A 13,628-nucleotide genomic window follows, 5' to 3' on the forward strand; every position below is an offset into this window, starting at 1 on the left:
TGGCCTTAAATACGGCAAATATGCTTCGGACAATTTTCACAGTGGCAGATATCGCGCAAATAAGTCAAATCCTTGATAATGAAATAACCGTTAACCATGTCGAGGATGTTTTCCTTTCTCATATCGTTCAGCATCCGGTTGACGCTTTCCCGGGTGGCGCCGATCATTTCGGCCATTTCCGTATTGTTCAGCTTAACCGAGATGCGGCTGTACTCACCGAAGGGCTCCCCGTAGGAATTGTTCAGGCGAATGAGAAGGGAGCAGAGCGCCCCGGGCTTACCGAACATCATCAAATCGCGGAATTTGGTTTGTGTCAGCAGGTGCATCGTCGCCTGCCAGCGCATGAATTCTACCGCAAGATCGCCATGCTGCCAAAGCAGAACCTCAAGATCCTTTTGCTGAATCAGGCCAAGGTCGCAATTCTCAAGCGCTTCTGCGCTGAGGAGGTAAGCCGAGCTCGCCATGCCGTCTCCATAGCCGATCAAGTCTCCGTCGTGGTGCAGATACAAGGTGAACGTACCGCCGTTATCGGCCGATTTGGTGATTTTGACGCGGCCTTGTTTGATGTAATACAAGTATTCGGCTTTATCGCCTTCCCGGAAAAGGCGGGAGCCCTTCTTCACCTTTTTCGAATACATGATACCGGTAAGCCGTTCAACATTCTCTTCCGTAAAATACTGCTGCAGCCCCCGGGTTTGAAACCGAACGGCGTCCGATGTATGATTAACCGGATAATGATGAATCATCCGCGCCTCCTCCTTTTTGCATTCTTTGTATTTATCTTACCAACTCCAATGACCCGGCGTTATCGGGGAATCCTCTGATATTCAGGGGGGAAATCCTGAATTGCGGCATATTCCCCGACCGGGAAATCAGGGTATTCCCTGACTTACAAACGAAGCTGCAGCGGTTACAATGAAAAGCATCGGGATATGGATTTCGGTTGGAGAAGTGCACGGAGCAGCATGGAGGGAGGCGAGAAGGGTGGACACGGAGCACAACCGGATTCTAAACGAGTTGTGTATGATCCGATCCTTGGTATCAGGAGACTTTGCCGCACTGGCCTTAGGCGTTGGCGATGGCCGTCTGTTTCGCTGGACATTGTTTTCCGGTAATGAGACAGAGCGGAGCGAAACGATGACGTTTCGCTCGGGGCGGGGTGTGGGCGGTCTGACGATTCGGATCGGACGGACGATAGCATGGAACGAAACCGATGAGGCTATGGTCCACCTGTATCGCGAATGTCCCCTTACGCTTGCGGAAAGATTGCGAACCTCCGTCACGGCTCCCGTTGTCGTACAGAGGGAGAGCCGGGGTGTGATATTGGTGGGTTCCCGTACGGGCCGTCTGTTTAGCGAGGAGGATATAGCCGCGGTGACGCTGGCGGCGCAGCGGATCGGCAAGCTGATGGAGGATGAGCGGTTTTGAGACCGGGTATGATAAAGAGGAGGGTGATCGTATGATAAAAATCATGGTAGTCGACGACCATGCCGTTGTACGATCGGGGTTGAATCTGCTGCTCCACGGCAAGCATGACATGGAAGTCGTAGGGGAAGCGGCGGACGGCGACGAGGCGATTCGCCTTGCCGGAGAGCTGAACCCCGATGTCGTGCTGATGGATCTAAGCATGCCGCACGGTAAGGACGGCCTGACGGCTGCCGCCGAGCTGAAGCAGAAGCAGCCGGATACGACGGTGCTGATATTGACCATGCACGATGACGAGGAATATTTGTTCAGGGCGATTCAAGCCGGGGCGTCGGGCTATATTTTGAAAAGCGCGCCGCACGAAGAACTTCTTGCGGCCATTCAATCCGTAGCGGAAGGAAACGCATACTTGTATCCGAGCGCGACCAAACGTTTAATGGGCGAGTATCTGGAACGGCTGAAGCAAGGCGAGAACACAGGCCCTTTCGACACGCTATCCGAACGGGAGAAGGAAGTATTGGCGCTGGTCGCCAAAGGGTATTCCAATAAAGAAATAGCCGATCAATTGATTATCAGCGTCAAGACGGTGGAAACGCACAAAAGCAATGTGATGGAAAAGCTAAAGCTAAAGACGCGCCCGGAGCTTGTGAAATTTGCGCTGAAGAAGGGGCTTTTGAACTTCGAATAAAGACGGGAAATCCAATGAATAAGGAACAGGGGACTGCAGCGGCACGCGTGAAGAGCCGCTGCAGTTTTTTTGTCTAAACTGTGACAAAAATCACAGCTTAAATCCGGGGTACGCGATATGCTGAATCCACCACATGTAGGAGGTCTGATTGATGGAACGGGGAAAAGATCGGTTCTTGAATGCTGCACGTCCATCGGATTTGGTTGTCATGTTGGAACGGATGAGGGACGAGCACTTGAAAATGAAACAAACCATAGCAGAGCTCGAAGCGGCGGTGGAACGGGCCGACCGGATGCCGGATGTATTGACGGTGGCGCATGAAATGCGGCGCATCAAGCAGCCGCTGATCGCGTACATGAATGAACTGGAACGCCATGCGACCTGGGAAGAGAAAGAACTGCAGCCTTTGCTCGACGATTATTTTTTTAATAAGCATGCGCCGAAGATCAAGGATTCGATCTGGGCAATGGAAAAAGACCACCAGTTGGGCACCGCCAGCCTTGAAACGTTCCTTCAAAGACTGGACGAATTCGGACTTCGGCCGCACGCAGCTGCGGTGGCGGAAGCGGTCGGCTGTTTTATGCAAGGCTGCGGCCTTCTTAAGAAGCATTTCAGACTCGAGGAGGAAGTCATAATTCCCCTGGTGGAACAAATGCTGAATGATTCGGATGCTGATGGTCATAGCAAACGAAAATGACTGGCAAGGAGGAAATCGCCATGCTGACAGGCCTTATTTTAGCCGGTGGGCCTAATACGCGGATGAACGGCGATCCGAAGGCGCTGCTTCCTTTTGGAGGGGAGACGCTTATTGAGCGGCAGATCAGGGTCATGAGGCAGATTTGCCGGGAAGTCATCGTCGTCACGAGGGAACCGGCTCCGTTACTTCGATTGCTGGACAAGGAGGTCCGCATCATTACCGACTTTTTTGGCGGCAAAGGTCCCCTTGCGGGCATGCATGCCGGATTCAGTTTGGCCAAGTACGATCAAATTTGGGTGGCGGCCTGCGAAATGCCGTTTCTTTCGGCGAAAGCGGCTGAATTGCTATTGGAATCCAAGAAAAGCGGTTGGAACGCGGTTCTTCCTGAGGTGAACGGCAGTCCATTTCCGCTGCACGCCGTTTATGATAAAGCCTGTGCCGGCCCCATAGCCGCTTTATTGGAGAAAGGGGACTACCGTCTTTCGGAGCTGTTGAAGTCCCTTCATTGGCTGGGGATACCGGAAGCGGCTTTTAGGGAAAAGGGGATTGACCTCCGGTTTACTGTGAGCATAGATACCCTTGAAGATTATCGGCAGGCGCTCCAAAGTGAGTAAGGTTACGGAGGCTACATGCAAGCCCGCATATTGCTAATATTTCACCGCTGGGGGGATGGATGATGGATTTATCGGAAAAACGCAAAAAGCAAATCGACTACTTGGGCATAACGGCGGATGACTTATTCCTTTTAGAAAGTAAAAAGGCGGAATTGACGGCGATCGCTGACGCTCTGGTGGAAGAGCTTTATAACCGCATTATGCTCCGTCCCGAGCTCAGGACCATTATTGAAGCGCACAGCACGATCGAGCGATTGAAAAAAACGCAGAGATGGTACTTTCTTTCACTGACCGACGGGAAAATCGATGAGGCTTTTATCGAAAAAAGACTATTGATCGGGAGCATGCACTCCAAAATCGGCTTAACGACGCAATGGTATTTGGGAACGTATATGCTTTATCTGGATTTGGCGGCCTCCCATCTCCGGCAAGTGCTTCCAAACGAGTGGCTGCCGGTTCTTCATGCGATAACCAAAATGTTTAATTTGGATTCGCAGCTTGTGCTTGAAGCCTATGAAGCCGAAGAGAAGCAGAAAGTGCAAAGACTTGCGGATGAACGCGGCCATCTCTTGGCCGGCATTAACGCGGCTGTGCAGGAGCTGGCTGCGATGATGGTTGAGCTTAGCAGCAGTACGCAATCCGTAGCGGAAACCGCCATCCATACGGCGGAATCCCAGGAAAAGTCGCTTGGTACGGTAAATGAGCTGACCCGGGAAATTCAACACATTCATCATATGGGATCATTCATGGAAGAGATATCGGAGCAAACCCATCTGCTTGGGCTTAACGCGGCCATTGAAGCAGCACGGGCGGGCGAGCATGGCCTCGGTTTTGAAGTGGTGGCCAAGGAAGTCCGCAAGCTCGCCGCCAGATCCAAAGACGCTCTTGTACAAATTCACTCCAAGCTGGATATGATTTCAAGATTGCTGAAAGAAGTGAAGAAGGAGTCCGAGCAGACGAGCATACAAGCACAAACGCAAGCAGCAAGCTCCGAAGAGCTGTCCGCGTTTGTTCAAATGATTGAGAAGGTGATCGCAGAGCTGGAGCAATTGAGGCAATAAGCTGTGAATGGCATGGTACGGGATATCCCTTATCCATGAAAAGAAACGGACATCGCTTGGGATCCCGTATTGCTGCCGGGGGAGATGATATGAGGTTTTGACGCGACCAACGGATCGTTTTATAAGAAACGGCGGAAGCCGACCCTGCTAACGCAGCGATAGCTCCGCCAGAACGATCACTGCCGCAATGACAATAGACGGAAGCAGATTGGCGACATTGATGTTTTTGATGTGGAGGATGTTGAGCCCGATGCCAATAATCAATACCCCTCCAACAGCCGTAACTTCAGTGATGACGGCACTCAAGTCAGCCTCGCTGATAAATAGGGTAAATAACGTTGACGTAAGCGCAATGGTCCCTTGATATAAGAACACCGGGACTGCTGAAAGCGTGACGCCGATGCCTAAAGTGGAGGAGAGAATGACGGCAGAAATGCCGTCCAACATCGATTTGGTGTATAAAATATCATGGTTGTGCCTCAGTCCGCTGTCGATCGAGCCTAGAATGGCCATGGCGCCTATGCAGTAAATGAGCGTCGCCGTAACGAAGCCTTCCGCGATGCCGCCTCTATTCGTCGGACCGGTCTTCTCCTCCCGGCGGAATTGTGACTCTACCCAGTGACCGAGCTGGTTCAGCCGATATTCAATTCTCATGACTTCTCCGAGAATCCCCCCGACTGCGATACTGATAATGACTATTAAGAAATTCTCCGATTTAAGCGCCATCGTGATGCCAAGAACGGCAATTGCAATCCCCAGTCCCTGCATGACGGTATTACGAATTCCTTCCGGAATACGGGGCAGAACTAGACTGCCCAATAAACCGCCTACCATAATGGCAAGCGCATTGATGATGCTTCCCCATAAAGCCATAAATGCTAATTTCCTCTCTGTTCGGGCCAGGTATGTGACAAAATATCGGTCCGCTGTCTATTGATTAATCCTATAAACCATATACCATAATAACCATTTCTATTAAGCTCATCAATGATTGAATTGGAAAAATTTCTTAACACCGTTCGAGTGAGTGAAGCCTTGACAATGAAATTGATTATCATTACCATATATTCATAATAAAAAATGATAATGATTATCAATATCTTTGGGTTAGTCAGGATGAAAACCAATGAAGCAGGAGGCTAAGGGTGGAAACCAATTCAATAATTGAAGACAGGTGTTTAAGTGACTGCCATGAACAGGACTTGTGTGCTGCGGTCTCCAAAATGGTCCGGGAGGATCCTATTGGTTCGGCGGCCGGGCATGAGCGTTATTTGTTCGTGGAAGTTCCGGTTCCCTGGGACTACGATGTCACGGCATCGAGGCATTTCCCGAAGGGCTTTATGGAAGTCCTCAAAAGGGCGGCCGAGAACGCGCCAAAATTCCGATTTTTATCTTTTGTATCCGATGCTCATCCCTCGCCCGCAGGGTACAGAAGAGTCATGTATTTTCAGAAGCCGCTTCCCCCTTTTGCCCGGTACGAAAAGAAGGAGTATGTAGCTCCCGAAGCAGAGTTAAACGCTTTAGCCGAAGCGCTGCTGAACGGCTCCGAGCTTATGGATCGTTATGAATCTTACAGGTTTCATTCGGAAAATGTCAGGGACTTGTTTGTCTGTACCCATGGAAGTCATGATGTGTGCTGCGGCAGGTTCGGTTACCCCATGTATAAAATGCTTGAAGATCATTATGCGGTGAAATCGTCCGGAAAGCTCAGAGTCTGGCGTGCCAGTCATTTTGGCGGTCACCGCTTTGCTCCTACGATTGCCGATTTGCCCGAAGGACGCTATTGGGCCCAAGTGGAGCCGGAAGATCTTGACACGCTCGTTCTTCGTCAAGGGCCGTTTTCCAATATCTCCCGAAAATACCGGGGATGGGGAGGTGTCGGAAAATATGAACAAATGGTCGAGCGTGAAATCTTCCTTCGTGAAGGATGGAGTTGGCTTGACTACAACAAGAAAGGCACGGTGTTGAGGGAAGAAGGACATTCCGCGGTGGTGAGAATAGATTATTCTTCCGCGGATGGAACGGTTTCAGGAGCATATGAAGGAACCGTTGTTTCCGCAGGTACGATCAAAATGGGCGGTTGCGGAAGCGCAATGAAAGATGTTCAGCAATATCAAGTCTCCCGGCTGACCAAGCTTTAATCCGGTTTAAAACATCATGACATAAGGCAGGAATTTCATAAAATGAAGAACAGCTCTGTAGTTTTCAAATGTTTAATTGTTATTTTGTTGGGTTTTATCGCTGCCTGCGGGGTCAAGCAAGACCAGGCAGCGGAGAATCAGGGAGTGGCGGCTCCGGATCAAGTGAAGGCGGCACAGGAAGAAAGAACGATAAAGCACAAGATGGGGGAAACGAAAGTACCTGCCGATCCCAAGAACATTGGCGCCCTTCAGCCGTTTATCATGGATCATTTGTTGGCGCTGGGAGTCAAGCCCGGTTCCGGCGTGATGTTCGACCAGAAGTGGCCTGCGTTTCTTGCAGATGATTTAAAGGAAACGAAAGTAATCGGCAATGATGCGAACCCGAATCTGGAAGCGATTCTGGCCGCCGGTCCGGATTTAATCATAGGGCAGCCCTTTCAGGAGAAAGCCTATGACGGGTTATCGAAAATCGCTCCTACCATCATTTTGGACACGAATGCAAAGGATTGGCGCAGTACCTTTCTAGAGGTAGGCGAAATCACGGGTAAAACCAAAGAGGCCCGGTCCGTGCTGGAAGCTTTCGATAAAAAAGCCTCCGAAGCCAGGAAGACGCTTCAAGAGTCCATTGGTAATGAAACGGTCATGTTTCTGCGGGTCACCGATAAAGAGCTTCGTTATTACGGAATCAAAAATTATAAAATTTTGTACCAGGATTTGGGGCTTCAGCCTCCGAAGGAATTTGTGACGGACGAATCCAAAACATTCCAGGCGATTTCGATGGAAAAGCTGCCGGAGATTAATCCGGATCATATCCTGCTGCTCGTACAAAGTGAAGAAAAGCTGAATGAATTAAAGGGAAGCTCCCTGTGGCAAAACATGACTGCCGTGAAGAAAAACCAGGTGCACTCTGTCGATTATGATCTTTGGCTGCAGGGCTGGGGGCCCATCGCTTATAGCAAGCTGATTGATGAGACGCTTCAGTTTTTGGCGCGCAAATAACAGAGGCCTCCATGAAGATGCCTATGAAAAAGAAGAGGGGCAGACCATGAAGCAAACCTTATACTCGGAACATTTGAATATTGCTTATGCGGATCGGATGATTGTTGAGGATTTAAACTTGCACTTTCCAGAAGGGAAAATCACCGCGCTCGTAGGTGCCAACGGTTCGGGAAAGTCAACCATTCTGAAGGCGATGGCAAGAATTATGAAGCCTGAAGGGGGACAGGTATATCTCGACGGCAAATCGATCTACAGGCAGTCGACCAAAGAAGTCGCCAAACAGGTGGCCATTCTTCCGCAAAATCCAGCCGCTCCTGATGGATTGACGGTCAGCGAGCTTGTCTCTTACGGCCGGTTTCCGCATCAAAAAGGCTTTGGCACGCTGACGAAGGAAGACAAAGAAATCATTCAGTGGGCGATTCAGGTAACAGGGATGACGGAATTTTATGATCGCCCGGTAGATCAGCTTTCCGGCGGTCAGCGGCAGCGGGCGTGGATTGCCATGGCTCTGGCCCAAGGAACTCAAATTCTTTTTCTCGATGAGCCTACGACATTTCTGGATATGGCCCATCAGTTGGAAGTACATCAGCTGTTAATGAAGCTCAATCAGGAAGAACAGCGAACGATTATTATGGTAGTCCATGATTTGAATCATGCCTCCCGATATGCCCACCATGTGGTGGCCATTAAACAGGGGAAAGTGGTCAGTGAAGGAAGTCCGGACAAGGTCATGACCAGAGAAGTGCTCAAAGAGGTTTTTGGGATCGAAGCGGATATTATATCTGATCCGAGAAGCGGGGTTCCTCTATGCCTGCCCTTTGCGCTGGCTTAGGAAGGGACCTGCCGTGCGTCGCCCGTATTCGTATTGAAGTTATGAATTTATAGTGAGGATGTTTTAACGTGTCAATAACAGAAGCAACAGAGCCTATTGCGGATTCTTCAACACCAAAGCTTCGTTCGCGTCCCGCCGCCGCCATCGTTTTGATCGGAGGTCTTGCCGCTCTTGTTCTCGGCATCGCGGCATCCATTTCATTCGGTGCGGCGGATATCGGATTGATGACCGTATGGGAAGCTGTATTCCGGTTTAATCCGGATCTTACGGCTCATCAAATCATCCAGGAACTGCGATTGCCGCGGGTGCTTGGAGGTGCCGTAGTCGGGGCCAGCTTTGCCGTCGCCGGAGCTTTGATGCAGGGCATGACCCGCAATCCGCTGGCCGATTCCGGTTTGCTGGGACTGAATGCCGGAGCCGGCTTCGTCATGGCGTTGTGCTATGCCTTATTCCCCGGCCTTCCTTTTATTTATCTGATGCTGTGTTCGTTTCTGGGTGCCGGACTCGGGGCAGGGCTCGTGTATGGCATCGGCTCTTCCGCGACAGGCGGGCTTACACCGGTTCGCCTTGTCCTTGCCGGCGCGGCGGTCACCGCCTTGTTGTCGGCGCTTAGCGAAGGGATCGCGATCCATTTTAATGTTGCCCAGAATCTGGCTATCTGGTATGCGGGGGGGTTGGAAGGCACCCGATGGATTCAATTGCAAATCATTTTTCCGTGGATTCTTGGCGCATTGATCGCCGCCATGCTGCTGTCTCGTTCCATCACGCTGTTAAGCCTGGGCGAAGAGATTGCGGCGGGACTTGGCCAGCGCACGGAAGTAATCAAGCTTGCGGGACTGGTCATCGTCCTTATACTCGCCGGTGCGGCGGTTTCGGTCGCCGGTACGATCGGTTTCGTCGGTTTGATGATTCCCCATGTAACCCGGTTTCTGGTTGGCGTCGATTACCGTTGGATCATTCCCTGCTCGGCTGTTCTCGGAAGTCTTCTGATGGTTTTTGCCGATCTGGCGGCGAGAATGGTTAACCCTCCGTTCGAGACGCCGTTAGGGGCGCTCATCGCTTTGCTGGGGGTTCCTTTCTTTCTCTATCTGGCGCGTAAAGAAAGGAGGGGGCTGTAATGGGAGCAATGCCGGAATCCGTCTTGGAAAACAGAAGAAAAAAAGGCGGGTTTACCGTCATGGCCGTTCTCGGCATACTGATTATCGCTGCTTTCATCATCAGCATGAACACCGGATATATACGTTTGTCGCCGCTTGATGTGATAAAGACGTTGTTTGGATGGGGGACCGGGAAGCAGGAATTGATTCTGTTTGAATTCCGCTTGCCGCGCATTGTCATTTCCGTTCTTGTTGGTGCCGGCTTAGCCGTGTCCGGCTGTATTCTGCAGGGCATCACCCGCAATGCGCTGGCTGATCCCGGCATTCTTGGCATTAACGCAGGCGCCGGTTTAACAGTCATGCTGTTTATTTTTTTATTTCCGACATCGGCAGCCGCCCCGGTACTTTGGCTTCCGGTAACGGCATTGGTTGGTGCGGGGCTAACCGCCGCATTGATCTGCATACTCGCTTACAAACGGCATAAGGGATTTGTGCCGACAAGGCTGCTGCTTACCGGGATTGCAGTGGCCACAGGCATCAAAGCGGCAATGATCGTACTGACGCTGCGGTTTGATCCGGATCAGTATCAGTTTGTGGCCACCTGGCTCGCAGGCAGTATATGGGGCTCGAGCTGGAAGTTTGTGCTCGCGCTTTTGCCATGGATTGTGGTGCTTCTTCCGTTTGTATTTTTCAAAGCCCGTGTGTTGAACGTGCTGAATCTTGGGGATCAGACAGCCGTTGGGCTTGGCACGCCGATTGGGAAGGAAAGGCTTATGCTGCTGGGTGCAGCGGTAGGTTTGGCCGGATCGTGTGTAGCGGTAAGCGGCGGCATCGGTTTCATCGGGCTGATCGCTCCGCATTTGGCGCGAAGGCTTGTCGGGCCGAAGCATCAAATGCTTTTGCCGGCATCGGCTTTGGCCGGGGCTTTGCTCCTTATCGTGGCGGATACCTTGGGCCGTTGGATTGTGCAGCCGTCAGAGGTTCCTGCCGGTCTCGTCGTTGCTGTGATCGGAGCGCCATATTTTCTTTATCTGCTGGCGCATGCGAAATCTTGAATCAGTTTGAATGTTGGAGGGAAATCTGTGTTTTTAATAAAAAATAGATTGTTGTATGTAACCTTGATGATCTGGCTAGTCATTGCTCTTGCTGCCTGCGGAGGCCAAGCGGGATCCGGGGCGTCGAATGCTCCAGCGGAGCAGACCGGCGATTCTTCCCCTGTGACCGACAAAAGCACGAAGATATTTAAAGCGGCGAATGGGGACGTTGAAATTCCGGTTCATCCGCAGCGCATCGTTGCGATCACGTTCTTGGGAGATCTGCTCGCGCTCGGGGTCAAACCGGTCGGCGCCGGTTCGATCGCGTTGAACAATTCCGTTCTTTTGGAAAAGGAGCTTGAAGGTGTAGCCGATGTCGGGGACGTCTCCGTGGAAAAGGTACTGGAGCTGAATCCGGATTTAATTATTGTACCGACGTATCTTCCGTCTGAAACGGTCGAGCAGCTGAAGAAAATTGCTCCTACCGTAGCGATTCCTTCCGTTGGCCTGGAGGGCGGAGATCCGCTGGAAGAATTGAAGACCTTCGGCGTGATGCTCGGTAAAGAAAAGGAAGCGGAAGCCTTCATTGCCCGGTATAAGCAAAAGGCTGAGGAAGCGAAGGCAAAATTAAACGGCATCATCGGTCCGGACGAAACGGTGGGAAGCTATTCCATTTGGGCGAAAAATCTTTGGGTATGGCCTAAAACGCGCGATGCGGGCTACAATCTGTTCGAGATGTTACAATACAAACCGCAAGACAAAATAGCCAAGGAAATTTTCCCGGATGGCAAAGGGAAGGACATTTCCTTGGAGGTGCTGCCCGAATTTGCCGCCGACCATATGTTTATTACGGTATACGAACCGGACGGAGGGGCCGAACGGGCGAAGGAAGTAGCGAATGGGGCCATTTGGCAAGGCCTGCCCGCCGTGAAAAATAACCATGTTTACTATTTGGATTATAAAAAATTCTGGATGATCGACGGGCTTAATTTGGAGAAGCAATTAGACATTCTGGTCGATCTCATCGTGAAGCAAAATCAAAAATAACCGGTCCCCCGGATATTCAAGTCTTGATGAAAAACCCGTCCTCACCGGACGGGTTTCGTTCGTTACATATCCATATCAGGCGTGCCACCAATGCCTTTCTTTTTCTGTTCCGGTTTATCGCTAACGACACATTCCGTTGTCAGGAACATGGCGGCAACGGAAGCTGCATTTTGCAAGGCGGAGCGGGTTACTTTAGCAGGGTCCACAATTCCCTTCTCAATCATATGTACCCACTCGCCGTTGGCCGCGTTATAACCTATGCCCGCAGGCTCCCGTTGAATCCTTTCCACCACGACGGAACCGTCGATCCCGGCATTGGAAGCGATCGTTCGAATCGGGGCCTCCAGCGCATGACGCACGATGTTGATGCCCGTCGCTTCGTCGCCGCCGTCGGTTTTTATGTTTTCCACAGCCGAAATCACATTGATCAGTGCGACGCCCCCGCCTGCGACGATTCCTTCCTCGACTGCGGCACGTGTGGAGTTCAATGCGTCTTCGATACGTAATTTTTTCTCCTTCATTTCGGTTTCCGTCGCCGCGCCTACTTTAATCACAGCAACACCGCCGGCCAATTTGGCCAGCCGCTCCTGCAGCTTCTCGCGGTCGAATTCGGAGGTCGTTTCTTCGATTTGTTTTTTAATTTGTTGTACGCGCGAATCGATATCCTGCTTTTGTCCATAACCGTCGACAATCGTCGTGTTCTCTTTGGTTACTTGCACTTGACGAGCGCGTCCGAAATGTTCGAGCCCCGCATTCTTCAGGTCAAGACCAAGTTCTTCTGTAATGACTTGTCCACCCGTTAGCACTGCAATATCCTGCAGCATCGCCTTCCGGCGGTCGCCAAAACCAGGTGCCTTCACCGCTACGCAAGTAAACTTGCCGCGCAATTTATTAATGACAAGCGTGGCCAACGCTTCCCCTTCCACATCTTCGGCAATGATCAGGAGAGGCTTGCCCTGCTGAACCACTTTTTCAAGCGCGGGCAGCAAATCTTTGACATTGGATACCTTTTTGTCCGTAATCAAGATATAGGGCTCATCCAATACCGCTTCCATTTTATCCGTATTTGTAATCATGTAAGGGGAGATATAGCCGCGATCGAACTGCATCCCGTCAACCGTTTCCAGTTCGGTCGTAAAGCCTTTTGATTCTTCAACGGTGATGACCCCGTCTTTGCCGACTTTCTCCATCGCTTCCGCGATCAGTTGTCCGATTTCTTCATCCGCGGCGGAGATGGCAGCCACCTGTGCGATTTCATTTTTGTGATCCACCGGTTTTGCGATTTTCTTAATCTCATCAACCGCAACGCGAACGGCTTTCTCTATCCCTTTTCGGATGAGCATCGGGTTTGCGCCGGAGGTCACATTCTTAAGACCTTCACGAATCATTGCTTGGGCGAGTACAGTAGCGGTGGTAGTACCGTCGCCGGCTACGTCATTGGTCTTGGTTGCCACTTCCTTCACCAATTTGGCGCCCATATTTTCAAACGGATCTTCCAGTTCGATTTCTTTTGCAATGGTTACTCCATCATTGGTAATCAGTGGAGAGCCGAATGACTTTTGCAAAACCACATTGCGTCCCTTAGGACCAAGAGTCACTTTCACGGCATTAGCCAGCGTGTCCACACCGCGAAGCATAGCGCGGCGAGAATCTTCGTTGAACAGGATTTGTTTAGCCATGGGTTACCAGCTCCTTTTGACCTGAAGGTTCCAAAATCGCCAAAATATCCGACTCTCTAAGGACTAAATAGTTTTTTTGCTCAACTTTTATCTCGGTGCCCGCATATTTGCTGTAAAGAACGAGGTCACCTTCATGCACATCCAAGGGTATGACGTTACCCTTTTCTATTCGTCCTCGACCCACCGCAACAATTTTGCCTTGCACCGGTTTTTCCTTCGCCTTTTCGGGAAGTACGATGCCGCTGGCTGTCACTTCTTCCTGCTTCTGTGGTTCGATCACCACTCGGTCACCTAACGGTTTCAACATCGAGTAC

15 protein-coding genes are annotated in these 13,628 nt (G+C 51.0%); 11 read left to right on the forward strand and 4 right to left on the reverse strand.

What is annotated here, in order from left to right:
• Positions 1–5: 5 nt before the first annotated feature.
• On the reverse strand, positions 6–746 hold the full coding sequence (locus EXW96_RS21750; RefSeq protein WP_083351225.1) for a Crp/Fnr family transcriptional regulator: 741 nt from the start codon (positions 744–746) through the stop codon (positions 6–8).
• 238 nt (positions 747–984) lie between these two features.
• On the opposite strand from EXW96_RS21750, the gene EXW96_RS21755 reads away from it, so the two are divergent.
• From EXW96_RS21755 to EXW96_RS21775, 5 genes are all read left to right on the forward strand, one after another.
• The gene (locus tag EXW96_RS21755) at positions 985–1,428 is read left to right on the forward strand and encodes a GAF domain-containing protein (protein ID WP_054817297.1); all 444 of its coding nucleotides are present in this window, start codon (positions 985–987) and stop codon (positions 1,426–1,428) included.
• Between the two features lie 31 nt (positions 1,429–1,459).
• Positions 1,460–2,113: a response regulator gene (locus EXW96_RS21760; protein ID WP_137670733.1), complete on the forward strand. Its 654-nt coding sequence runs from the start codon at positions 1,460–1,462 to the stop codon at positions 2,111–2,113.
• Positions 2,114–2,264: 151 nt separating this feature from the next.
• Positions 2,265–2,810, forward strand: a complete 546-nt coding sequence (locus EXW96_RS21765) for a hemerythrin domain-containing protein (RefSeq protein ID WP_137670734.1) — start codon at positions 2,265–2,267, stop codon at positions 2,808–2,810.
• Between the two features lie 20 nt (positions 2,811–2,830).
• Complete coding sequence (gene mobA, locus EXW96_RS21770) at positions 2,831–3,424, forward strand: molybdenum cofactor guanylyltransferase (protein WP_171005967.1); 594 nt, start codon at positions 2,831–2,833, stop codon at positions 3,422–3,424.
• 59 nt (positions 3,425–3,483) lie between these two features.
• Entirely contained in the window at positions 3,484–4,485 is a 1,002-nt protein-coding gene (locus EXW96_RS21775) for a globin-coupled sensor protein (RefSeq protein WP_062410577.1), read from the forward strand.
• Positions 4,486–4,632: 147 nt separating this feature from the next.
• Here EXW96_RS21775 and EXW96_RS21780 read toward each other — a convergent pair whose 3' ends face one another.
• Positions 4,633–5,358: a DUF554 domain-containing protein gene (locus tag EXW96_RS21780; protein WP_174351397.1), complete on the reverse strand. Its 726-nt coding sequence runs from the start codon at positions 5,356–5,358 to the stop codon at positions 4,633–4,635.
• 272 nt (positions 5,359–5,630) lie between these two features.
• On the opposite strand from EXW96_RS21780, the gene EXW96_RS21785 reads away from it, so the two are divergent.
• From EXW96_RS21785 to EXW96_RS21810, 6 genes are all read left to right on the forward strand, one after another.
• The gene (locus EXW96_RS21785) at positions 5,631–6,626 is read left to right on the forward strand and encodes a ferredoxin family protein (RefSeq protein ID WP_174351398.1); all 996 of its coding nucleotides are present in this window, start codon (positions 5,631–5,633) and stop codon (positions 6,624–6,626) included.
• 42 nt (positions 6,627–6,668) lie between these two features.
• Entirely contained in the window at positions 6,669–7,625 is a 957-nt protein-coding gene (locus EXW96_RS21790) for an ABC transporter substrate-binding protein (RefSeq protein WP_074727417.1), read from the forward strand.
• A 46-nt stretch (positions 7,626–7,671) separates the two neighbouring features.
• Complete coding sequence (locus EXW96_RS21795) at positions 7,672–8,457, forward strand: ABC transporter ATP-binding protein (RefSeq protein WP_054817303.1); 786 nt, start codon at positions 7,672–7,674, stop codon at positions 8,455–8,457.
• 68 nt (positions 8,458–8,525) lie between these two features.
• On the forward strand, positions 8,526–9,575 hold the full coding sequence (locus EXW96_RS21800; protein ID WP_054817304.1) for a FecCD family ABC transporter permease: 1,050 nt from the start codon (positions 8,526–8,528) through the stop codon (positions 9,573–9,575).
• A gap of 8 nt (positions 9,576–9,583) precedes the next feature.
• Positions 9,584–10,609 (forward strand): FecCD family ABC transporter permease, encoded by a 1,026-nt coding sequence (locus tag EXW96_RS21805; RefSeq protein ID WP_373864984.1) that lies wholly within the window; start codon positions 9,584–9,586, stop codon positions 10,607–10,609.
• Positions 10,610–10,636: 27 nt separating this feature from the next.
• On the forward strand, positions 10,637–11,635 hold the full coding sequence (locus EXW96_RS21810) for an ABC transporter substrate-binding protein (protein WP_235594214.1): 999 nt from the start codon (positions 10,637–10,639) through the stop codon (positions 11,633–11,635).
• Between the two features lie 62 nt (positions 11,636–11,697).
• Here EXW96_RS21810 and groL read toward each other — a convergent pair whose 3' ends face one another.
• A complete protein-coding gene (gene groL / locus EXW96_RS21815; protein WP_174351399.1) occupies positions 11,698–13,314 on the reverse strand; it encodes a chaperonin GroEL in 1,617 nt (538 codons plus the stop codon).
• A complete protein-coding gene (groES, locus tag EXW96_RS21820) occupies positions 13,307–13,621 on the reverse strand; it encodes a co-chaperone GroES (RefSeq protein WP_174351400.1) in 315 nt (104 codons plus the stop codon). Before groES ends, groL begins: the two co-directional genes overlap by 8 nt.
• Between the last annotated feature and the right edge of the window lie 7 nt (positions 13,622–13,628).

It is taken from the genome of Paenibacillus sp. JMULE4, from assembly GCF_013337105.1.
GTDB classification, from domain to species: domain Bacteria; phylum Bacillota; class Bacilli; order Paenibacillales; family NBRC-103111; genus Paenibacillus_G; species Paenibacillus_G naphthalenovorans.